The sequence below is a fragment of the Bacillus sp. DX3.1 genome, assembly GCF_030292155.1.
Taxonomy (GTDB): Bacteria; Bacillota; Bacilli; order Bacillales; family Bacillaceae_G; genus Bacillus_A.
In genome coordinates this window covers 2,383,397-2,403,888 of sequence record NZ_CP128153.1, presented here as the reverse complement: position 1 = coordinate 2,403,888, position 20,492 = coordinate 2,383,397, and the positions used below count along the sequence as shown (strand labels likewise).

The 20,492-nt window shown below is 33.6% G+C and carries 22 protein-coding genes and 5 pseudogenes; 7 read left to right on the top strand and 20 right to left on the bottom strand.

The features are described from left to right. Nucleotides 1–170 precede the first annotated feature (170 nt). Together QRE67_RS11780 and QRE67_RS28875 are read right to left on the bottom strand one after the other, a co-directional pair. Nucleotides 171–1,055 carry a GNAT family N-acetyltransferase gene (locus QRE67_RS11780; RefSeq protein WP_286125004.1) on the bottom strand — a complete coding sequence of 295 codons (885 nt, stop codon included), beginning with the start codon at nt 1,053–1,055 and terminating at the stop codon, nt 171–173. Nucleotides 1,056–1,259: 204 nt separating this feature from the next. Then, nucleotides 1,260–1,382 (bottom strand): annotated as a pseudogene (locus tag QRE67_RS28875) (hypothetical protein); the annotation flags it as partial. A gap of 208 nt (nt 1,383–1,590) precedes the next feature. Here QRE67_RS28875 and zwf point away from each other — a divergent pair. Then, nucleotides 1,591–3,108, top strand: a complete 1,518-nt coding sequence (zwf, locus tag QRE67_RS11775; RefSeq protein WP_286125003.1) for a glucose-6-phosphate dehydrogenase — start codon at nt 1,591–1,593, stop codon at nt 3,106–3,108. Further along, entirely contained in the window at nt 3,095–3,709 is a 615-nt protein-coding gene (locus QRE67_RS11770) for a cyclase family protein (RefSeq protein WP_286125002.1), read from the top strand. The genes zwf and QRE67_RS11770 overlap by 14 nt, the downstream gene beginning before the upstream one ends. Nucleotides 3,710–3,802: 93 nt before the next feature. Here QRE67_RS11770 and gnd read toward each other — a convergent pair whose 3' ends face one another. Further along, nucleotides 3,803–4,705 (bottom strand): phosphogluconate dehydrogenase (NAD(+)-dependent, decarboxylating), encoded by a 903-nt coding sequence (gene gnd, locus QRE67_RS11765; protein WP_286125001.1) that lies wholly within the window; start codon nt 4,703–4,705, stop codon nt 3,803–3,805. A gap of 374 nt (nt 4,706–5,079) precedes the next feature. Beyond that, nucleotides 5,080–5,592: pseudogene (locus QRE67_RS11760) on the bottom strand (MOSC domain-containing protein); the annotation flags it as partial. Between QRE67_RS11760 and QRE67_RS11755 the strand changes: the two are divergent. Beyond that, nucleotides 5,583–5,996, top strand: a pseudogene (locus QRE67_RS11755) (LysR family transcriptional regulator substrate-binding protein); the annotation flags it as partial. The pseudogenes QRE67_RS11760 and QRE67_RS11755 overlap by 10 nt on opposite strands. Before the next feature lie 154 nt (nt 5,997–6,150). Here QRE67_RS11755 and QRE67_RS11750 read toward each other — a convergent pair. The 8 genes from QRE67_RS11750 to QRE67_RS11715 form a co-directional block, all read right to left on the bottom strand. Continuing rightward, nucleotides 6,151–6,648 carry a hypothetical protein gene (locus QRE67_RS11750; RefSeq protein ID WP_286125000.1) on the bottom strand — a complete coding sequence of 166 codons (498 nt, stop codon included), beginning with the start codon at nt 6,646–6,648 and terminating at the stop codon, nt 6,151–6,153. Next, on the bottom strand, nt 6,649–7,074 hold the full coding sequence (locus QRE67_RS11745; RefSeq protein ID WP_286124999.1) for a thiol-disulfide oxidoreductase DCC family protein: 426 nt from the start codon (nt 7,072–7,074) through the stop codon (nt 6,649–6,651). Nucleotides 7,075–7,328: 254 nt separating this feature from the next. Next, on the bottom strand, nt 7,329–7,592 hold the full coding sequence (locus QRE67_RS11740; RefSeq protein WP_286124998.1) for a hypothetical protein: 264 nt from the start codon (nt 7,590–7,592) through the stop codon (nt 7,329–7,331). 113 nt (nt 7,593–7,705) lie between these two features. Then, complete coding sequence (locus QRE67_RS11735; protein WP_286125265.1) at nt 7,706–8,101, bottom strand: MarR family winged helix-turn-helix transcriptional regulator; 396 nt, start codon at nt 8,099–8,101, stop codon at nt 7,706–7,708. Nucleotides 8,102–8,194: 93 nt separating this feature from the next. Further along, on the bottom strand, nt 8,195–8,797 hold the full coding sequence (locus tag QRE67_RS11730) for a PRK06770 family protein (RefSeq protein ID WP_286124997.1): 603 nt from the start codon (nt 8,795–8,797) through the stop codon (nt 8,195–8,197). Between the two features lie 98 nt (nt 8,798–8,895). Then, nucleotides 8,896–9,231 carry a YjdJ family protein gene (locus tag QRE67_RS11725; protein ID WP_483298675.1) on the bottom strand — a complete coding sequence of 112 codons (336 nt, stop codon included), beginning with the start codon at nt 9,229–9,231 and terminating at the stop codon, nt 8,896–8,898. Between the two features lie 51 nt (nt 9,232–9,282). After that, nucleotides 9,283–10,131, bottom strand: a complete 849-nt coding sequence (locus QRE67_RS11720; protein ID WP_286124996.1) for a DUF4037 domain-containing protein — start codon at nt 10,129–10,131, stop codon at nt 9,283–9,285. Nucleotides 10,132–10,691: 560 nt separating this feature from the next. Next, entirely contained in the window at nt 10,692–11,567 is an 876-nt protein-coding gene (locus tag QRE67_RS11715) for a CPBP family intramembrane glutamic endopeptidase (RefSeq protein ID WP_483298701.1), read from the bottom strand. Between the two features lie 355 nt (nt 11,568–11,922). On the opposite strand from QRE67_RS11715, the gene cspD reads away from it, so the two are divergent. Together cspD and QRE67_RS11705 are read left to right on the top strand one after the other, a co-directional pair. After that, nucleotides 11,923–12,126, top strand: coding sequence for a cold-shock protein CspD (gene cspD, locus QRE67_RS11710; protein ID WP_000176365.1), 204 nt, complete (start codon nt 11,923–11,925; stop codon nt 12,124–12,126). Nucleotides 12,127–12,215: 89 nt separating this feature from the next. Continuing rightward, entirely contained in the window at nt 12,216–12,401 is a 186-nt protein-coding gene (locus tag QRE67_RS11705; protein WP_286124994.1) for a cold-shock protein, read from the top strand. Between the two features lie 90 nt (nt 12,402–12,491). Here QRE67_RS11705 and QRE67_RS11700 read toward each other — a convergent pair whose 3' ends face one another. Continuing rightward, complete coding sequence (locus QRE67_RS11700; RefSeq protein WP_286124993.1) at nt 12,492–13,046, bottom strand: GNAT family N-acetyltransferase; 555 nt, start codon at nt 13,044–13,046, stop codon at nt 12,492–12,494. 879 nt (nt 13,047–13,925) lie between these two features. Between QRE67_RS11700 and QRE67_RS11695 the strand changes: the two genes are divergently transcribed. Beyond that, on the top strand, nt 13,926–14,483 hold the full coding sequence (locus QRE67_RS11695; RefSeq protein WP_286124992.1) for a hypothetical protein: 558 nt from the start codon (nt 13,926–13,928) through the stop codon (nt 14,481–14,483). A gap of 236 nt (nt 14,484–14,719) precedes the next feature. On the opposite strand, the gene QRE67_RS11690 is transcribed toward QRE67_RS11695, so the two are convergent. The 4 genes and pseudogenes from QRE67_RS11690 to QRE67_RS11675 all read right to left on the bottom strand — a co-directional run. Beyond that, nucleotides 14,720–15,109 (bottom strand): VOC family protein, encoded by a 390-nt coding sequence (locus QRE67_RS11690; protein ID WP_286124991.1) that lies wholly within the window; start codon nt 15,107–15,109, stop codon nt 14,720–14,722. Between the two features lie 408 nt (nt 15,110–15,517). Continuing rightward, nucleotides 15,518–15,814 carry a GyrI-like domain-containing protein gene (locus QRE67_RS11685; RefSeq protein WP_286125263.1) on the bottom strand — a complete coding sequence of 99 codons (297 nt, stop codon included), beginning with the start codon at nt 15,812–15,814 and terminating at the stop codon, nt 15,518–15,520. A 2-nt stretch (nt 15,815–15,816) separates the two neighbouring features. After that, nucleotides 15,817–15,999 (bottom strand): hypothetical protein, encoded by a 183-nt coding sequence (locus QRE67_RS11680; protein WP_286124990.1) that lies wholly within the window; start codon nt 15,997–15,999, stop codon nt 15,817–15,819. A gap of 132 nt (nt 16,000–16,131) precedes the next feature. Next, nucleotides 16,132–16,332: pseudogene (locus tag QRE67_RS11675) on the bottom strand (GNAT family N-acetyltransferase); the annotation flags it as partial. A gap of 275 nt (nt 16,333–16,607) precedes the next feature. Here QRE67_RS11675 and QRE67_RS11670 point away from each other — a divergent pair. Beyond that, nucleotides 16,608–17,810, top strand: a complete 1,203-nt coding sequence (locus QRE67_RS11670) for a serine hydrolase domain-containing protein (RefSeq protein WP_286124989.1) — start codon at nt 16,608–16,610, stop codon at nt 17,808–17,810. Between the two features lie 521 nt (nt 17,811–18,331). Here the strand turns inward: QRE67_RS11670 and QRE67_RS11665 are convergent. The 3 genes and pseudogenes from QRE67_RS11665 to QRE67_RS11660 all read right to left on the bottom strand — a co-directional run bounded on the left by QRE67_RS11665 (nt 18,332) and on the right by QRE67_RS11660 (nt 20,228). Further along, nucleotides 18,332–18,841, bottom strand: coding sequence for a GNAT family N-acetyltransferase (locus tag QRE67_RS11665; protein ID WP_286124988.1), 510 nt, complete (start codon nt 18,839–18,841; stop codon nt 18,332–18,334). Nucleotides 18,842–19,067: 226 nt separating this feature from the next. Next, nucleotides 19,068–19,136 (bottom strand): annotated as a pseudogene (locus QRE67_RS28870) (hypothetical protein); the annotation flags it as partial. Nucleotides 19,137–19,700: 564 nt separating this feature from the next. After that, nucleotides 19,701–20,228 (bottom strand): GNAT family N-acetyltransferase, encoded by a 528-nt coding sequence (locus tag QRE67_RS11660; protein ID WP_286124987.1) that lies wholly within the window; start codon nt 20,226–20,228, stop codon nt 19,701–19,703. Between the last annotated feature and the right edge of the window lie 264 nt (nt 20,229–20,492).

The window sequence follows — 20,492 nt, the reverse complement described above, 5'->3', positions numbered from 1 at the left end:
ACAAGCCCCCACTTCAAAACGCGTTAGCGTTTAAGTGGTGGGTAGTTGACTAGTAGGATTGCTCTTCAAATTCCATATATCCAACACTTCTTCTCCATTCATCAATTATTTCCTGCTTACAAACAAAAAAAGCAGCTTTCACAAGCTGCTTTCTACATATATTTTTTCATTTAAAACTCAGCAAGAATTGGGAACTTATATCCTTTAAACTCAATATTATCGTCCCCGCGAATCATCAAATGCTTTTTAGATTGATACTCTTTATGCTTTGCATCTTCAACCCCTAACTCATCGGGATAAAAGTAAAACTTAATCTCTACAAATGATTCATGTATTTCGGCACACACTTCATCTAATATTGGAATAATAGGTGCAAAAACACCAAATAGTTTCAACACTTGATCTTTCACTTCATATACAATAACCGTATCCAACTTCTCTGAATAATATAGCTTATCATTCCATCTCGCATCATACATATTAAAATAAAAAGAAGGTTGGTAATTTAAGGTTGTAAATTCTTGAGAAAGCGATTGTCCGTTTTCTAAGATTCCCTTCACTAACTGCATATCTGTTTCATCATAGAAATCTAATTTTCGTAGAGACGTCGTTTTATTTTGAATATCTTCATATGATAATGTCATCAGATGTTCTTGTACAACGCGAAAACCAAATGGTGTGTATAACTCTGGGTATTCAGTAAATAGCACAGCACATTCATATTGTTTATCTACTTCTTTTAACACTTCGTTGAAAATTTGTTTCATCAAACCTTTTCTCTGATAATCCGGATGCGTCATGACAGATTGAATTCCAGCGGCCTTTATCCGCTCTCCATTCACAAGCATCGGAAGCGAAAACATCGACACATTTGCAATTACTTGCTCATCTTTCAAATATGCAAAAGGTCTATATGTACAATCCCAAAATCCCCTTGCCTCAAAATTTTGTAGCGTTTGAACAGGAATGCCAAATACATCTTCGAATAATTGATATAACTGTTCCTTTTTTGGTTCTTCCAAAATAAAACTTTCAGAAAGAGTAAAGTTCCCCATGTTGGTCCTCCATTAATTTATCTCTCATAATTTAGTCATATTCCATAATCTATAAATGAAAGAATAATTCTTACAATTCAACATAGTATCATAAAATATACCAAAAGGGTGTATTTTTTAAAAGTTTAGCGAATTTTTAAAAAATTATAATAAGATGATATTAGGATTTAAATGACTCCTTCAAATAAAAACTTTCTTCGATTTAAGAATTTTATTTACCAACTTATCAGCTTCTTCATCAGCTATTAAGTCTACCGCACCCTTGATTGACATGTCTCCAGCTGCTCCAAGTATAGTAATGATATCAGCTCCTGCTGTTATTATTTTTGGTGCAAAGAAAGTCAACTACACTGTATGAACTATCCAGCAGGCCCCTGATCTTATGAATTGTCCTTTCAAATGTTATTTAGACTGAAATTCTGTATGCCTGTTTGTATAAGTTATAAAATTATTTCATGTTGCTCTTACATGTATTATTAAATAATTAACATACTAAGTGGGAATTAATTTCGGATAAAGTGAGGGCTATTTAACCATGAAAATTCATACTCCTAAATGTATTATCGTTATTTTTGGTGCAACAGGTGATTTAGCGAAGCGCAAATTATTCCCTTCCCTTTACAGACTCTTTCGAAAAGGGAAAATCTCTGAAGACTTTGCCGTAGTTGGCGTAGCGAGGAGACCTTTATCGAATGACGAGTTTCGTGAAAACGTAAAAACGTCTATTCGTGACTTCCACAAAGAGGATATGAGCCACGATACATTTGCTTCACATTTCTATTATCATCCTTTCGATGTCACAAATATATCTTCTTATCAGGAGCTTAAAAATTTGTTAACTACTCTTGATGGAAGTTATCATACAGAAGGAAATCGTATGTTTTATTTAGCGATGGCTCCTGATTTCTTCGGTACAATTGCTACTCATTTAAAATCAGAAGGATTAACTTCTACGGAAGGCTGGATTCGCTTAGTCATTGAAAAACCATTTGGCCATGATTATGAATCCGCACAAGTGTTAAATAATCAAATTCGCCACGCCTTCACAGAAGACGAAATTTATCGTATTGATCACTATTTAGGAAAAGAGATGGTTCAAAATATTAAAGTTATTCGCTTTGCGAATGCTATTTTCGAACCTCTTTGGAACAATCAATATATTGCTAACATCCAAATCACTTCAAGTGAAGTATTAGGAGTAGAAGATCGTGGGCGCTATTACGAAGATTCAGGGGCACTACGTGACATGGTGCAAAATCATGTGTTACAAATGGTAGCTCTCCTTGCAATGGAACCGCCAATTAAACTGACCGCAGAGGAAATCAGAAGTGAAAAGGTAAAAGTCCTTCGTGCGTTAAAACCTCTTTCAGAAGATGCAGTGGATCGTGATTTTATCCGTGGACAGTATGGACCAGGTATTGTAGATGAAAACAAAGTAATCGGCTATCGTGAAGAAAATGCAGTAGATCCAGAATCGAACACAGAAACATTTGTTGCTGGAAAGCTAATGATTGAAGATTTCAGGTGGTCAGGAGTCCCTTTCTATATTCGAACAGGAAAACGAATGCAGGAAAAATGCACTGAAATCGTTATACAATTTAAAGACTTACCAATGAACCTATATTTTAATAATGAAAACAAAGTTCACCCTAATTTGCTGGTAATTCACATTCAGCCCGAAGAAGGAATCACACTATATTTAAATGCAAAAAAAGCGGAGAGCGGAATTGCTTCGACACCCATTCAATTAAGTTATTGTAATAATTGTACGGATAAAATGAACACACCTGAAGCATACGAAGTTCTTCTTTATGATTGTATGCGTGGTGATTCAACTAACTTTACACATTGGGATGAGGTATCCCTTTCTTGGCAATTTGTTGATGTTATCTCAAATGTTTGGAATAACAAAAGTGCTAAACATTTTCCTAACTATGAGTCGGGATCAATGGGCCCTAAAGAATCAGATGCTTTACTAGAAAACGATGGTTTTCATTGGTGGCCAACGGTAACTGCTCATTTAAAAGGAGAAAATACGAATGGAAATATATGATATAACAGCACCTGTTTTTGAAGGAATGACCGTTTATAAAAATAAACCTGAAAAACAACCAAAGTTTTCAAGGACAACAAATGCACATGTGACCGAGTCACGTATCGCATTAGACGCCCATACAGGTACGCATATTGATGCACCTTTACATATGATCAATGAAGGAGAAACGTTTGAAAGTATTCCGTTAGAGAAATTAGTTGGACCTGCTAAAATTTTTGACCTAACAACCGTTGAAGATGGGATTTCAAAAACAGATTTAGAAAAACTTGATATTCAAGAAAATGATTTTATTTTATTTCAAACCCGTAATTCTTTTGAAGATGACTTTAATTATGAATTTATTTTTTTAAAAGAAGATGGCGCCCATTATCTAGCAGCACGTAAAATTAGAGGCGTTGGCATTGATGCTCTTGGCGTTGAACGCAATCAACCAGGACACCCTACTCATAAAGCGTTATTCGGTGCGAATATTATCGTCATTGAAGGATTACGTTTAAAAAACGTACCCGCGGGCCATTATTTTATGGTGGCAGCACCATTAAAATTAGTTGGGACAGATGCTTCTCCAGCACGTGTTCTTCTTTTGAAGGGAATTTAAATTTAAATAATAAATAAACAACCCTGTTCTCATGTGAACAGGGTTGTTTATTTTGCTTTCATACTAGAAAATCTTTTCAATCATGATGACGATTTAGTTTTTTTCGCTTTTTTCTACCGCATGTCCACCAAATTCATTACGCAGTGCCGCTACTACTTTACCTGTAAAGGTATCATTTTCTAATGAACGATATCGCATTAATAAGGACAAAGCAATAACTGGAGTCGCTGCTTGTAAATCAAGAGCCGTTTCAACCGTCCATTTCCCTTCACCAGAAGAATGCATAATCCCTTTAATTTCATCTAATTTTGCATCTTTTGAGAATGCACGTTCCGTTAAATCCATAAGCCATGAACGAATAACAGAACCATTATTCCACACTTTTGCTACTTTTTCATAGTCATAATCAAATTCACTTTTCTCTAATACTTCAAAACCTTCACCAATTGCAGCCATCATTCCATATTCAATTCCATTATGAACCATCTTTAAAAAATGACCACTTCCTGCTTTTCCAGCATATAAATATCCATTTTCTACCGCTGTATCTCGAAACACAGGTTCTACGATGTCCCAGGCTTCGGGATCTCCACCAATCATATAACAAGCTCCATGACGTGCCCCTTCTGTTCCACCAGATGTTCCAGCGTCCATAAAATGCACGCCAGATTCCTTGAGCTCATTGTAGCGACGTGTCGATTCTTTATAATGCGAATTCCCCGCTTCAATTACAATATCTCCTTCACTTAAGTGTGGTGTAATGTCACTAATAACAGAATCTACAACCGCATGTGGAACCATAATCCAAAGCACTCTCGGTTTTTCTAATGATTGGATAAGTTCACTGAGACTGGATGTACCTTCCGCTCCATATTCTTTTATTTCTTTCACAGCATCTACATTCAAATCAAACGCCACTACTTCATAGTTTTTATCAATTAAATTTTGTCCTAAATTTAATCCCATTTTCCCTAAACCAATCAACCCAATTTTCATCTTCATTTCCTCCTAAACGTACCTTTATAAACAAAATTTTGGTATGAGAACTATGCTATTTATCTTTCTTCTTACAAACAGCCGATATTTATCCAAAATTTTATTTTTCACTACAAATATATTTTGCACGAATCCATCCAGGTAGATGCATGAAAGTCACTCTTAACATTTGTAACTTAGGATTAAAAGTGACTTCCATTCCAAGATGGTGATCTATATGGGAAAAGAGCTATATTTTCGTTATAAAAAAAGTGTTCCTAAAGTAGCTAAATAGCTCCTTCAAAAACACCTTTTTCTTCATTCCCCATTATTATCGACTGATGATTTATACAATGAGCTGAACTCCATTACCATGTAAACCATCTATGTATCCATTATTCACTAATTCCTTCTAATCGTGCTTTCGAATCTACTTCTTGCCCTTCCAATCGTTTTTCAAATGTTTTTCTCCAACTTGCTGAAAGTGCCTCTACTTCTAAAATTCTCCGTACTCCTTCAAAGTTACGTTTCTCTTTATGCATCATACAGTTTGCAAAAGCAATTGTTATTCCATTACTATGTGACTCAAGTTGTATAAGAGTATCTGTTGGTGATACCCACCCCTCTTTCAAAACACGAAAATAAAACCCCGTATATCCCGTGTTTTGAAAGTAAAGTGGTAATTGCGGAATATCATACTTCTCTGCCAATTTAAAACAAGGCTGCCTTGGCTGACTTACTTGCACCACAGCTTCACCAATTTGAAAAATATCCCCTATACATATATCCCCTTCAAGCATTTCGTGCACTGTCATATTTTCACCAAAAGCACCGTATGTAAGCTTTCGATTTAATTCTTTTTCCCAATACGAATAGTGATTATTGGAGTATACACAAACCGCTTTATCAAAATGAACTTACTTTAGTGGTTCCATTTGGTCACGAATTAGCACAACACACTACTGTGATGATGGAAGTATTGCAAAGATATCCCGTTGTACTCCTACCAAAAAATTTCTTTTTAACACAGCTTATTTCAACACATTGTCAAAATTTCGGATTTACACCAAAGCCAATATTAGAAATAAGTACAATGGAATCACTAATTCACATGGTTTCAAAAGGAATGGGAATTACAGTCTTACCTAAACCATATATAGACTTTCTAAACCACGATCGTATTCAAGCAATAAAAATTACGAATCCTACTCCAATCGTAGAAATTGGCGTTATTTATAGAAAAGATAAATATATGAGTGCATCTACACAGATGTTTATTAAGCAATTAAAGGCGATTGTAGATTCTTTTTAACAAATATGAATATGTTCACATTAAAAATAGAGAGAGTCTGTATATAACTCCCTCTATTTTCACATTTTCTATTATTCACTTTTCTTATCTATAAAAAAGTAATAACAACAAGAAATCACAAAAATAACGAATAAAAGAATTATATTAAAGATTGTCATCTTACATTCATCCACCTTTCTTCTGTATCTCTCTGCTTATCTACAACTCCGTTTTCAAAAAACACTCTTTTCAATTTTGAATACTCAAGTAAAAGTAATAAAATACTTAATGACGTTAACATAATACTGATAGGAAGTGCTGGGATATCAAAACAGTAATTTAAAACTGTAATATTAACAGTAATCGGCAAGTAAATGATATTCCCTACTGTTGCTGTTCGTGGGATAAGTAATAAAAGTGCAGCTGTTAACTCACCAAAAGCAATAAATAAATTATAAAAATTAGAATACCCAAAGAAATACCATGCTAATTTCATCGGTGAATCCTTTGTTGAATCAAAAATAAAATCTCCAGTTGAGAATTGACCTGGATAAATTTTTGCAATGCCATATATGATAAACATAATTGCTAAAAACCACCTAAAAGATGTAATTACACTCTTTTTCAGCTTTATTCTTATAATCCTTTTTTCCATTCGAATCCCTTCTTTCATTTAGATATCCTCTTCCAAAAAACGATTCTGTACACCCTGCGTTGAAATCATACAAGATTTCTGTTTCCCAAACCAACGATACCGGTTTCGAGCAACAATATCGTATATCTTATCTCGAATAAATTTTGGGATAAAAATAAATATGTATAATACTTTTATTGGTCCTCTCAACTTCCGAAGAATTTTTAAAACTGCTGTTGATTTTGTATAAAGTTTTCCTTCCTCAAATAAAATGATAGAGTCTTCTCTTTTGTATTCTTTTCCATATTTCATGATTAAACTTTTCGCTATTTCTGATTGTAACGGAGCAAACTTAAATACTGCTTTCGGATCCCTTTCAATAACAAACTGCACCCAAAAGTTACATAAATTACAAACGCCATCAAAAAGAATAATGGAATTGGTCGAAAAGTTTGCTTGATTCACTCATTTCACCTCTGCTTTCCGTAACTTCTATTTAAATTTTAAAATTCATTTTCGTTTTTTTACATCGATTTCCCTTACAATTTATGAATGAAACTTACAAAAACGTCATTTAACTATTTAAATATAAAAGAGGCTAGTCTAAAAAATCATTGAATAGCGATCTTTTAGACTAGCCCCTTTATATGATGGAGCTTACATTATTAAACTGAATTTGATAATATGTATGTTACATATCCAACGTTTCCTCTATTTCATTAATGTACCTTCTTAGATATCGGAATATATTTTGTAAAATAAGCGCCTACTAGCAGTAAACTTATTGACAATAACCAACTTAAAATGCCTACAAAGCTGAGCCAATATGCCAATAGATTTAAAATTGCAATAAGCAAGCAACAAATGGAGGTTAAAGCGCTTTTTAATCCCGTTATTCCTGCTTTTTTTCTTTTATTATAGATAAAATATATTGAAATTATGAGGCTCATAATAAGAATAATTGATAATATGATTGGCATCATTGCATATCCCTCCCTTACCATTTATATTATCATATCATTTTTCATAAATAACTGAATTTTGAATCTGAATTAAAAAGGTAACGGACTATTACACTTTTACTTTTACTTTTATATCAGAATGAGTTTGACTGACGCTTCCACTTTTGTAATAATTTTTGTAGTTGTTGCTCTTCTTCTTCAGTGAATACACTAAAGTTTTCCTGTAAAAAAACTGCATATTTTACATCTACTTGTTCTCTCGCTTGTTCTCCCTTTTCCGTTAAAAACACAAGTGTTTCTCGTTGATCATTTGGATTTTTTTGCGTTGCAACATAACCGTCTCTCTTCATCCTTTGAATCATCGTCGTCATATTACTTGGGACACACCCCATATTTTCAATTAGTCTAGACATTGATACTTTTCCAGACTTCGCAAGTACTTGAATAACGCCAAATTGTACATAGCTTATATCATATTCTTCTATTTCTTTATCTAAATTCTTTTGCAGCTGATGATAGACATCTCGAATATTTCCGTATAGGTTCCTTTTTTCTCATCCATCTGAAAAAGCACTTCCTTATATATTTCATATGTCAAATGATTAATTTAATTTCTATATATATCATTTTTCAACTTGTTCAACACCCGCTATTAATGTACTCCCGGAAAATGTCTCTTTTTGCATAAACACTTTCTGAACCAACTCTTTCTGTTCTTCTGGTGACATAACGCCTTTCCCTTCTCCTAGGTTTCCACTTTGTAGTTTCCATATCGCATTATGATCATCATCAACAGTCTCATATTTCCCTTGCTTCCATCGTTCTAATATTTCCATGTATGTATTTTTATGATTCATATTACTAGTTTTAACAATACCTAATAAACTCTCGATACGCTCTTGTGTAATCATAATAAATCCCCACTTTTGATCCGCCTTTACTTTTTGATGTGCCATCTCGTGTAATGCGATTTGCACCTCTGTATCCTTCCAAGTAAAGTTTGTATTAAACTCACTATTTGGCAATGAGTAATTACCATTGTCCATCATCTTCGCATCCTCAGCTTTCACCTCACTATTCGCTAAAACTGCTGCTGAAGATAAGGATGACGTTTTTTTAGTAGTTGATTTTTTATAATCGAAAAAATGTAACATGCCATAAGTCAGTGCTACACCTAATGCGACCATGCCAGCAAGTACCCCTAGTGTTTTTAATAGTGTTTTCACTGTATCTATTCCCTCCCCATTCATTTCATTCCCTTTATTTTTCCTTATATTCAGTTAATCGAAACTAAATGCACCCCATCACCTAGTTTCATAATGAATCACACTTCTATAATTTTTTTGAAATAGAAAGCTTTTAAGCACACGTGCAGCATGACTAACAACATATAGCAAAAACTAATAATCATCATAAAAAAAGGAAGCGGGATAAATTTCGCACTATAAATGAAAAAATCTAACTGAAGAATATCTCCTTCATTCGTTGCATGACCTAGAAAAAACTTTGTAAACTTGGCTGTGTATTTCCACTCCCATGGATTATCTAATAATTTACTTCCCTCATACCAACTAATAAGCGTCGTACAAATCCATACAAGAAAAGCAATTCCAACTTGTACGATGTGAATAACTTCAATCTCATTTAGAAGTTTCTTCATGAAGCCCACCTCTCTTTTTTTTAAAACAGAATAACTTTATTATACAAATTACTACAATAAATCAGGCTTTTTATCCCAAAACTCTCTTTGCTTTGGCCGCTTCACTTCTAACATCGGTAACTGCTGTTCTACTAGCGTATAAATTTCTTCTGCAATACACTGTAATTCAGAAACTCCCCAAAAAGATAGATTACAAATACTTTGTTGTAGACGATTGTTTAAATTGTGAGGTTTGATTTTCATCTCTTCTAGAGATTGATTCACCCATTTATACCGGGGATGAGCAATATACATTCGGTTTAACCCATGTAGAACACCTATCATATTTTTAATTACACTACTGTATACTTCACAAGACATCAACCAGTCTTCACGATAAGCTAAAGATTCATAATACCATAAAGCATCGAAATTCAAATGCTGTTCTACTACAGCATTTACTAATGAATCAGGATAATATTCAATGCATTTTTTCCACCCATTTACTTTATCATGACCATATATAGGCAACCCATATTGGACAGATGCTAATAAAACTTGCTTATCAATATTCATATTACAGTCTTCCACTACCTCTTTTATGTATTGCTCTATTGTATTAGAAAGAAATTGACTTACTTCAATTTTGACCCCTTGAACTTTATATACTTCAGACCATTCATCTTCTTCATATGGATAAAAGTCTACTAAAATGCCATCTGCACGTTTCATAGCTGCAATTCGTTCTTCATCTGAAGGTGACTGCGACCAAAAAATATGCACTTCAATATCGGAATATTTGTCAGCCATTCCGCGAGACACAGAGCCAGCAATCATGACTGCATCGACAGACGTATTTTGTGTATACGCCAAACAGATACTGCGTGCAAGTTCTTCTCTCCATAAACTAGCTTCGTTCATACGCTCTCCCCAAAATCACTATATACATTTCCTTTTATTGTATTTGTTTCCATTTTAATATTGCAAGATTATTCTGTAAAAAGATAATGATTTTATAAAATAAACTCCATTCTTATTCACATGAAGATATCGATTTTCGAAATCTAGAACATTCAAATTTGACTGCGAAAAAACGGTCTTGCAGCAAGTAAAAAACAGTTATCTATATAAATACAAATTAAAAAACCGACATAAACCCCTTCTTTTTAGGTGGGAAAGAGTATCCGGCCATGCATAGAAGCGGTCAGATCCTTTTCCTGTCCCATGCCAAGTGAAAACAAAGAGAGAAAACGAGTGCAGGTCACCTTTTGTTATCCATAGCCGCGGTTTATATGTCGAGAAAACAAAAAGGCAAACGTTATAGTCATACAAGATAAATCAATAGCGTGTTTCATTACCTAAACTAAACTTCAATTCTCTTAAGAAAACGAGTATCAATATTTCAAACAGTACTCGTTTTTGATTACGATTCTTTATGCTTGATTCTGTTCTAACCAATTTCTTATTTCTTTCAGCATATCTTAGCCATTTATACGTTTTTTAGCTTTTCTTCCCCATATTTGTTTCCATAAAACAAATGAAGCAACTGCAAGCATAAGCGTAGTAATGATACTTCCTTCGATTCCAAATGCACCACCATTCAATTTCTCTGAGCCAGTGATCGTTGATTTAAACAACGGTGTAGAATAAATAGTCGTCCCACTTACTGCAAATCCGTATATATTATACTGAGCCCAGTTCCAAATGGAATGCCAAGCACAAATGCCCCATAAACTATTTTCCTTTAATGCATAAAGTGCTGCAAATACACCAACAAAAATAATATTTAATATAGAGAGAACTGTAATTCCAGGATTAAACAAATGAAGAAAACCAAATAAAAACGATGTAACCACAATCCCAACCCATATACGACTTCTTACAGAAATGATTGGGAATAACCAACCACGTACAACAATTTCTTCTGCAGCACCTTGTACTAAAAAGGCAACTAAAGAACCTAATACACCTAAAATAAACGTACTCGTAATGTGTTGCATCTCTAGCTTTGCAAATCCTGTAATAACAAGTAATACCACTGGAATTGATATGAAAACAAAACCTAACAGAGCCCCGCGTAAATACTTTTTCCAGGCTTCTCCTTTCCAAAAGCCAATTGATGAAAATGGTCTCTTTTCAACAAAGCGAACCCATAAAAATACGAATAGAATGGTTCCACCAAACGTTAATAACAGTCTTAAATTGTCATAGATACCTTTCATGAATGTAGTTTCCACTTTTGGTAAAACTAGCATGAATAACATAAATACTCCACTGAATGATAAAAATAAAATGGCTAGAATAACTGCAAAAATGGGATGGATTTTCTTTCGTCCTTCTCGTGCTGCTTCGATCATTGTAAATGAACCCTTATTCAAAATAGTCCCTCCTCTGTTATTAATTTCTAATTTTATAATAACTATTACTTATTTTACACTTTATTTGTTATTCCACATACTTTTACAGGTTATTTACAATAACGTAAATGATATAAAATTCCTAATCCTTCCAACACTTGCTATTTCTCTCCATTTGTTGTAAGATATGTTGTAGGATAAATACACAAATGGTTTACTTTACATATTATCAAGCATCAATTAGGGATAATATACGTTCCTTATGGGTTTTTGATAATATGTGAATTTTTATTTTCAATGAAATAAGACGGATCATATTGCAATTCATTTTTCTTATTTTTAGGAGGCATTTACCATGACATTAACAGGTAAAGTAAAATGGTTTAACAGCGAAAAAGGTTTCGGTTTCATCGAAGTTGCAGACGGTAACGACGTATTCGTTCACTTCTCAGCTATCACTGGCGACGGCTTCAAATCTCTTGACGAAGGTCAAGAAGTTAGCTTTGAAGTTGAAGACGGCAACCGCGGACCTCAAGCGAAAAACGTTGTAAAGCTATAATTTAAACAATAAAAAGGTTGTTAACATCGAACGGTTAACAACCTTTTTACTTATATAAACAAAATATTTTACATAAAAGGAGTGGTCCCATGTATCGAAATAGAAAGAACGACGTAGCAGAAGTACCACCAGAGGAAACCCCTGTATGGGAATGTGAATCTGAAGATTGTTTAGGATGGATGAGAAAAAACTTTTCATTTGAAGAAGAGCCAAAATGCCCTTTATGTAAAAGTAGCATGAAAAGTGGAGAACGTTTATTACCTAAATTAGGTTAATACTTTCATTACCCCTCTTACATTTTTGTAAGAGGGGTTCTTTATGCCCCTGTATCTGATTAACAGTAGCACAGGAAAGAGCCATGCAAGTTATATTCCATAACTCTTTTCCCAGTCAGTTAGTAACATAGAATATATAAAAGCATCTCGTTGCCGGTTACCTTGATTAATATATCCTCTTAATAATCCTTCTTTTTGAAATCCTATTTTGGATAACATACTAGAAGAGGCTATATTTTCAGGGTATGTAATTGCCCCAATGCGGAATAAACCTAGTTCCTGAAAAATGTATGTTACTATTTGTCGAACGGCTTCAGATGCATATCCTTTTCCCCAGTAAGAAGGGTGTAACTCGTATCCAATTTCAGATCGTTTACTCCAAAGTTGTAAATTATTTAAACCAGCTGTCCCTATAAATGCACCTGTTTCTTTCACAACAATTCCCCAACGAATCGCACTTTTTTCAAAATAATTTTTCGAAAAAGATTCAATCATTCGAGAAGCTTGTCCGAACTTTGTAAAAGAATTCATACCATTATAACGCGTTACCTCTTCAAGTGAAAAAATATCATATATTTTTTGACAATGTAATTGTTCAATCTCAATTAAATGTAACCTTTTTGTTTCTAAAATAGGAAATGCCATCGAGACCCTCCTTCTCTGTCTATTGATATATTATATCAGAAAACCCTTCTTCTTTTTGATTTGCATCTTAAATATTTATATCTATACCATTCTTCAACCATTTCGCCTCCTTTGATTGCATCTCCTTCTTATGGTTGGTTTCCCCTTATTACCTTTTATACTTTTAAGTATACGGGAGCTTTTCTCATCAATTCATTTGAAAGAAAAGTAAAACACGCAAATTATTGTTAAGTTTTCTACTGCCCACAGTATTCGCAACGATTTGTGGTTTTTCAGCTCCCCTTTCACATATTTGGATTGATTTATCTGCTGTTTTCATGGGAATTGCAACTAGTATCTTACTTTCCTTCTATACAACAATCCAGTATCATGAAAAATATTTTTATGCCCGTAAAATGAATATAATCCATTATAAAAATGTAATGTTTACTAATCTAATGATAACTGCAATCATTGTTAGAGGGTTACTTTCATATGGAATATGGAGAATGAAAAAAGAAGTAACTAAATATTATAAGTAAGAACTTCCTCTCTATCAATATCAGATAGCTGAAATTCATCTACAATCTTTTGTAATATCAAGAAGGATAATTGGATATTTATGTTAATATATTAGTAACAATATAAATTTATCCCGCATTAACGGGCAGTAATACCCCCACCTCAAGATTCTAAGAAAATCAAAGAAGATAGGTGCGGGATAAACTGCCCGTAAAAGCCCGATTGGTGAGGGCTAATAATCAGTGGGGGATGAAGAAAACCCCCACTGATTAAAGTTTCACTTTATTTCACTAAAAACATTCAAAAAAAGTTGTCACAAATTCCATCTACATTTATCAAGTGAGCGTTTGGTGTAAAATGAAGAGGAGGGTTATGAGTATGTATATTTTTATAGGTATTTCTCTCATTGTAATCCTGATTATTTTTTTATTAGCCCAGAAGTTTACACCAAATTCAGTAATGATGACTAGCTTTAAAGGAAGCGGCTTCAAAAAATTTATAATCGGACTTACAATTGCTTCTACTTTAGCTCTTTCTTATGGAATTTACAATGCCGTCACATATCAACCTCCCTTTCAAGATATAAAAATAGATAACACACAATATACTATTCTTGGGGATATCGGTGAATTAGGATATTTTTCAGAACAGTTAATAAAAAACGGACAAGAGACAAAACTTTATTTAGCTTCTTGGAAAGAACTGAATCTAAAAGATGCTCATATTATAATAAACTACCCTTCTGGTAAAAAAGAGGTTTGGAAACCTAGTTTATCTTTAATAAAAAGTGAATCTGTAAAAAAAATCAAAGAAAAATTTAAGATACAAGAGCTTTATCAACTCTCATCTCATACGTTTAACGAGACTGGAAATGTTATTTTAACGATTAAAGAAAATGAAAATACAATCGCTAAGCTTTCTATTGAGGTTCATTAGAAATAACTGCACTCCAAGCTGAAGAAAATATAAAATGAGATGAGGATTCTTAGCAATAAGTTTGTATGTTGTTAATTGCTGTACCGCACATAGCCATCAATCTAACCACAATAAAAAGAGCCTGTTTTTGAAAACAATTTAATCAAAATAGACTCCTTTTACGTGTACTCTTTATAAAACGTATCTATTAGCTTGAAACTGAAATGAACTGTCTCTATACTATACGGCAGTTCTCTTTACCCATCTGTATTCATTAGTACAATTCTCCACCCATCAGGATCTTCTATTGTAGTACCTTTTTCTTTCCAGTAAGGGTTTTCGGGTTCAACTTCATAATACCCCATTGCATTTAGTCTATTATTCATTTTTTCAATTTCAGCTTTATCAGGCATATAAAATACAAGTAAGTTATCTTTTGTTGGAGCAGGACACGGGCTTCCGTTAATATGCTTTGTAAACTCTAAATGATACTCTACATCAGGTAATCCAAGCATTACCCCATCATAACCTTCATGATTTTGAAACTCACCTATGCGTTTTAAACCTAAACCTTCTTCATAAAATTTTATAACTTCTTCAAATTTATCTGTCGGTCTTGCTATTCTAAACTGAACCCACTTTTTCATGCAATTTCCTCCTTATAATTTTAAGAGCGCTTTCATCTATTAGTATAGAGTAGTCCTATGTTTCGTTACATCCCTTATTAGTATAAGAATGAAGTAATACAAAAGACTTAGATGTTCATAGTATATAAGTCTTTTGTATTACTTTTAACTTTATCTTAAGTTGACATAAATCCCGTTATCAGTAGTCATGATTCGATTTCCCACTAACAGATTCTTCTTGAAAAACATACTAAAAAAGACCTCTTGGTAAGAAGTCATTTTTTGATAAAAACGTGATTTTTTTAAATATATTCCTAAAAATAATAAGAGAACTGGAAAGAAAAATTCCAGCTCTCTTATTTATCGATTCCATATGCATACATGTTTTCATTCTAATAATCCGTTTCATAGTATTTATATCTTTATTCGTCATTTAACTTTTATTGGTATCCAAATCTCTTCTTTTGCGTTTAAATCGTCCGGGCGATAAGTATCATCCATAACTTCAAAATGTTCCCTTAAGTCTAAACTATAATTTGAATTCGGTAACCATTCTTGAAAAATGTACTGGAATGTGCTCATATCAGATGCCGTTCCTTGATGTATAAAAACAGCATATAAGCCTCCGGTTAATGTATGTGTGGATAATTCTGAAGAAATATCTTTGTCAAAACTTTTAACCTCCACAGCAGCCCATTTTTGATAAGTATAGTTCATATCACCCATATTCAAGGGGTTTTTAACACCTTTACGGAAAGAAAACAAGAGTTACTTCTGTGAGGGATGCTATTTCTTAATGGCATAAATGTTTGCCATATTCCCCTTGTAATTTCGAAATCTTTTATAAAAGTTGTTTCTTTCCTAATCCCTACAATTTTCTTTGCTGGAATACTTATTATTTTTGGTTCCATTTTTTATTTCCTCTCATCATTAATGCTCAACATGAATACCTAATAGTCTTGCGATACTAGGAGCTTAATTAGAATTTATATTTAATCCTTCAAAATACAAAAGAATGGCGTCTTTGAAAGATTAAAAACCGTTTAAAATATTTGCTTGCTTAGTTGGTAGTAGTGGTATTCCTCGTTTTCAATTTCAATACTACTTATGAAATTAAACCCACTTTTTTCAATGACCCTATTCGAGGATATATTACGTGTTAGAGCGACGGCATTAAGAATCTTCACATTCGTTTTCTCAAACAAGTAGTTAATTAACCTATTCGGTGCTTTCGTCGCAAACCCGCATATATAGGTCGCGATTTTTTTATTTGTTACAAAAAGAGGTGTTACTAGATTTTCTTCAATTTTCAATCTATGTGACAAAATTTAATGTTACTATTCATTATATTTCCGTTTATCTTGAAAGTCTCTCTGAATATATATGCATCTTTGTCGTTGAAAGCTGTTATCCCTTTCCCCTATTAAATGAGAAGCAGGATTTACATATATTGGTGGAGTATTGTTATATATATTAATATTTTAACATGTTACAGTTAAAACAATAAGGGGCTGTACAAATGGAACAAACTATTCATGTTGATGGTTTCGTAAGACCTGGATTTGAACAAGTAAAACATGTATTTACAGAAAATTTTACAACTCATGATGAATTAGGGGCAGCTTGTTGCATCTATTACAAAGGTGAATGCGTTGTTGATTTATGGGGTGGATATCGTGACCATAATACAAAAGAACTTCGGCAAGAAGATACAGCGGTTCTCATCTTTTCTGGAACAAAAGGATTTGCTGCTCTTGCATTGGCCTTAGCACATTCAAAAGGTTATATAAATTACGAAGAGAAAGTATCTACTTATTGGAAAGAATTCGGAGTAAATGGAAAAGAAAACATCACAGTTCGGCAGCTGCTTGGACACCAAGCAGGGTTATGTTGTATTAACAAATTACCATTACATAAGCTTGGCGATTTTGATACAAAACATGTTGTCCCCTATTTAGAACAAATGAAACCAGCTTGGGAACCTGGAATCCAGCACGGATACCATACATGGACAATTGGATGGCTTATAAGTGAATTAATTCGTCATGTAGATCCGAAAGGACGAAACTTAACTCGATTTTTTAATGAAGAAATTGCAAAGCCATTAAATGCAGAGATGTATATTGGAATACCAACATCCCTTCCTGATAAGCGAATTGCGACTATCAAAGGAATTCAATCCATTTTTGACATTTTTAAAAGCTTTGGTTCCTTTCCCAAAAGCTTACTATGGGCATTTATGAATCCAAAGTCTTTAGCAAAACGCAGTATGGTGGATCCAAAGGGATTACTAGCACATGATAATTTTAACAAAAGAGAACTACGAGAAGTAGAATTCCCATCTGGAAACGGTATCGGTGTAGTACATGATATGGCGAAAATCTATAGTGAATTTGCTAACGGTGGTCCTTTTTTACATTTAAGTCCCCCTACATTGGATGAACTATCTCAACCACCTACACAAACTAATAGCGGATGGCGTGATGCTGTACAAACGGTAGATACCGCTTTTTCTCTAGGTTTTTTCAAACCACTAGAAACGGGTTCCCATTACGGAAATCCCTCGTGTTTTGGTCATCCAGGTGCAGGCGGTTCTTTATGTTTCGCAGATCCTATAAATCAAGTTGGCTTCGCTTATGCAATGACAAGAGTTGGCATGCAAATGTTTGATGATCCAAGAGAAACCGCTATTCGGAAAGCTTTTTATCATACGATTTCATAACTTCTCAATACCTACAAGGTTTACCTGTATATGCTTACTGACAAAGTGAATGGAACAAAACGAAAGCGCGCATCCCATTTGGGTCTTATTGAAAAATATACTAAAAAAGACCTATTGGTAAAATGTATGTTTTGCTAATTTGACCTTAGAAAATTCCTGCGATTCATGCAAACTTGGCACAAAAAGCTAATGAAACGCTAAATATACTATAATGAAAAAATAAAGGAGGACTCATATTATACATAACTAATATGGGTCTTCCTTTATTTTTTAGCTAATGCACCCTTTAGTTGGGGAAGCTTTTTTCTTTTCTTCAAGTCTGCCATTTAATTCGTTAAAGTTTTGGACTACATCTGGCATCGATAATTTTTTTGCTAACCCTTTCCCTGACGGAATTTTTCGTCAAACATCCAAGACATTTGAAAAAGTGTTTTTTAATAGTAGTCTTTGTTAAGGTAAAATGATGACTATCATAAAAAAAGAGTACCTTCCATGGAAAGTACCCTTTTTTCTTATAATAGTTAAGTATGTATGAGAAGGCCGTTTGGACGGAGGCGACTCATCATTATTTCATCGATAAATCTACCGTGAGCTTTTAAACTACCTTTCTTTTTTCCTTCTTCTGAAAACCCAAACTTTTCATACAATGCTTGTGCACCAGGATTTGTTACGAGAACACCAAGTTCCACTCTTTCAAGCATTAGCCAATTGTCTGCAAGGTCAAGTATTTTCGTAAGTAACGCTTTCCCAATTCCTTTTTTATGATATTCGCTGTCTACGCCAATGAATATATCTCCCGAATGCGACCTTCGACCTTGTCCTTGGGTTAAACCTACAAATCCAACAACGTTACCACCAAACTCCGCAACAAATTCAAATTGATTATGTCCCAAGTTACGAATCCTATTTTCCATAGCATCCACTCGCATACTGGGAAGAAAAACCATATACGGTAGAACAGCATCTTGTGTACAGATACGATGAATTGCGTTAGCATCATGTATCTGCACAGCACGAATAGTAACTTCCATTACAATACCTCCTTTACAACTAAAAAGATAAGACCATTTTGGAAATTTCTACATTCTATGCAAAAATTCCTACCTAGAGTGCAGAAGAGATTGCAGAAAATCCAACTTTTTTATGTAACAGCAGCTTCTTCAAAAAACAAAATTATCGTTAAAATGCTGAATATGTCGCTCTTTTTCATAATAAAATAGACAGTTCGAAAGCCGTCTACAATTTTACCCTTTGAAGTCATAATGCATTTAACACAATTGATACAGAACTAAATGCCATCGCAGCACCCGCTAACCACGGAGCAAGAATTGTGGCTTTCTTGACCATACCATACAAAGGTTCATAAAATATGGTTCAATGATTGGTAACTAAATACCTCGATAAAAACTTAGGATTTGAAAGTCAAGTAGAACAAGTGCTTATTTTAGCTTATCAAAAACCTTTGCAAACAACGTTGAAGATGTTAAGGAGTGCATAGAAAAAGCCTCTATAAAAGAGGTGTTACTGGATTTTCTTCAATTTTCAATCTATGTGACAAAATTAACTGTTACTAGCAACACTTTCTCCACTCTTCTTCTAAATATTTTGTATAAACATGCATCATGAAAAGAGTCTATTTAATGTGTATGCTTCTCTACTTCTACATCTTCTCCCCTAGCATGGTTATTAGAAACAATAGGAATCGATATGAAAAAACCCTCTTTAATAATTAGTTACTTTCATTTAATACAAGTATTAATGAACCAAAAAAGAAGTATTTTATATGCTATGCGATTCTTATTAGAGGAAACAGGCAACAATAAAAGACAACTGTTCAAAATATGAAGAAGTGTGCAAGAAAAGACCTCAATTTGTGAGGTCTTTTTCAAACTACTTTTTAACTAAAGTACCTGTTAAATTGCGTTTATATCTAATTGATTTAAAATCTTCATCTACTGGAAGTCCGTATGCAGGACGCTCATTCTGATATATAAAACCAACAGCTTCATAAAACGGTATTCCCATAAAGTTGTCTTTTGCAACTGAAACCCACTGTTCTTTTGCACCACGTTCAACTTGATCATTGGTAATTACTGAAAGTAATCTACTGCCTACTCCTTCTCGTTTTCTATGTGGGTCTAAATATATTACAAATAACTCTGCTATTTCTTCACCAATGAATCCACCGCCACCAGCACCAATAATTTCTCCATCCTCAACAGCAACAAACCAACCATTCCATTCCTGGCTTATATTAATTATTTCATTTTTCACTCTTTTTTCATTATAAAATTCCTTAATTGTACTTTCTATATAATATTGCGGCAGCAGTTCTGGATATGTATTTCTATAGCCATCTGAACAGACCTTAATAATTCCTTGTACATCTTCTAGTTTTGCCTTTCTAAATTCAACCATATAGCTTCGCCTCCAGTGTTAATTAAACTCTACTATGTTTATACACTTACCTTATTTTAACAGAAAATTAAATCTTTTGAAAATATTATATTCGAATTAAACAAATCCGCAAACAAACATGTTAAAAACTACACACCAAGTTTGTTTACGTTTTACACTATAGTTTGCGAAACATATAAATGCTGAATTACAATGACTTCATCTTCATAAAATTTTCTCATTGTCGTATAATGTTGAACTTGTGTAACTGGATTGAATGTCATT

Excerpts from the sequence above, each read along its gene's own strand:
- QRE67_RS11780 (WP_286125004.1), bottom strand. The coding sequence starts at position 1,055 with ATGGGGAACTTTACTCTTTCTGAAAGTTTTATTTTGGAAGAACCAAAA.
- zwf (WP_286125003.1), top strand. The coding sequence starts at position 1,591 with ATGAAAATTCATACTCCTAAATGTATTATCGTTATTTTTGGTGCAACA.
- QRE67_RS11770 (WP_286125002.1), top strand. The coding sequence starts at position 3,095 with ATGGAAATATATGATATAACAGCACCTGTTTTTGAAGGAATGACCGTT.
- gnd (WP_286125001.1), bottom strand. The coding sequence starts at position 4,705 with ATGAAAATTGGGTTGATTGGTTTAGGGAAAATGGGATTAAATTTAGGA.
- QRE67_RS11750 (WP_286125000.1), bottom strand. The coding sequence starts at position 6,648 with ATGAAAGAAGGGATTCGAATGGAAAAAAGGATTATAAGAATAAAGCTG.
- QRE67_RS11740 (WP_286124998.1), bottom strand. The coding sequence starts at position 7,592 with ATGATGCCAATCATATTATCAATTATTCTTATTATGAGCCTCATAATT.
- QRE67_RS11725 (WP_483298675.1), bottom strand. The coding sequence starts at position 9,231 with ATGAAGAAACTTCTAAATGAGATTGAAGTTATTCACATCGTACAAGTT.
- QRE67_RS11720 (WP_286124996.1), bottom strand. The coding sequence starts at position 10,131 with ATGAACGAAGCTAGTTTATGGAGAGAAGAACTTGCACGCAGTATCTGT.
- QRE67_RS11715 (WP_483298701.1), bottom strand. The coding sequence starts at position 11,567 with ATGATCGAAGCAGCACGAGAAGGACGAAAGAAAATCCATCCCATTTTT.
- cspD (WP_000176365.1), top strand. The coding sequence starts at position 11,923 with ATGACATTAACAGGTAAAGTAAAATGGTTTAACAGCGAAAAAGGTTTC.
- QRE67_RS11705 (WP_286124994.1), top strand. The coding sequence starts at position 12,216 with ATGTATCGAAATAGAAAGAACGACGTAGCAGAAGTACCACCAGAGGAA.
- QRE67_RS11700 (WP_286124993.1), bottom strand. The coding sequence starts at position 13,046 with ATGGCATTTCCTATTTTAGAAACAAAAAGGTTACATTTAATTGAGATT.
- QRE67_RS11695 (WP_286124992.1), top strand. The coding sequence starts at position 13,926 with ATGTATATTTTTATAGGTATTTCTCTCATTGTAATCCTGATTATTTTT.
- QRE67_RS11690 (WP_286124991.1), bottom strand. The coding sequence starts at position 15,109 with ATGAAAAAGTGGGTTCAGTTTAGAATAGCAAGACCGACAGATAAATTT.
- QRE67_RS11685 (WP_286125263.1), bottom strand. The coding sequence starts at position 15,814 with ATGGGTGATATGAACTATACTTATCAAAAATGGGCTGCTGTGGAGGTT.
- QRE67_RS11680 (WP_286124990.1), bottom strand. The coding sequence starts at position 15,999 with ATGGAACCAAAAATAATAAGTATTCCAGCAAAGAAAATTGTAGGGATT.
- QRE67_RS11670 (WP_286124989.1), top strand. The coding sequence starts at position 16,608 with ATGGAACAAACTATTCATGTTGATGGTTTCGTAAGACCTGGATTTGAA.
- QRE67_RS11665 (WP_286124988.1), bottom strand. The coding sequence starts at position 18,841 with ATGGAAGTTACTATTCGTGCTGTGCAGATACATGATGCTAACGCAATT.
- QRE67_RS11660 (WP_286124987.1), bottom strand. The coding sequence starts at position 20,228 with ATGGTTGAATTTAGAAAGGCAAAACTAGAAGATGTACAAGGAATTATT.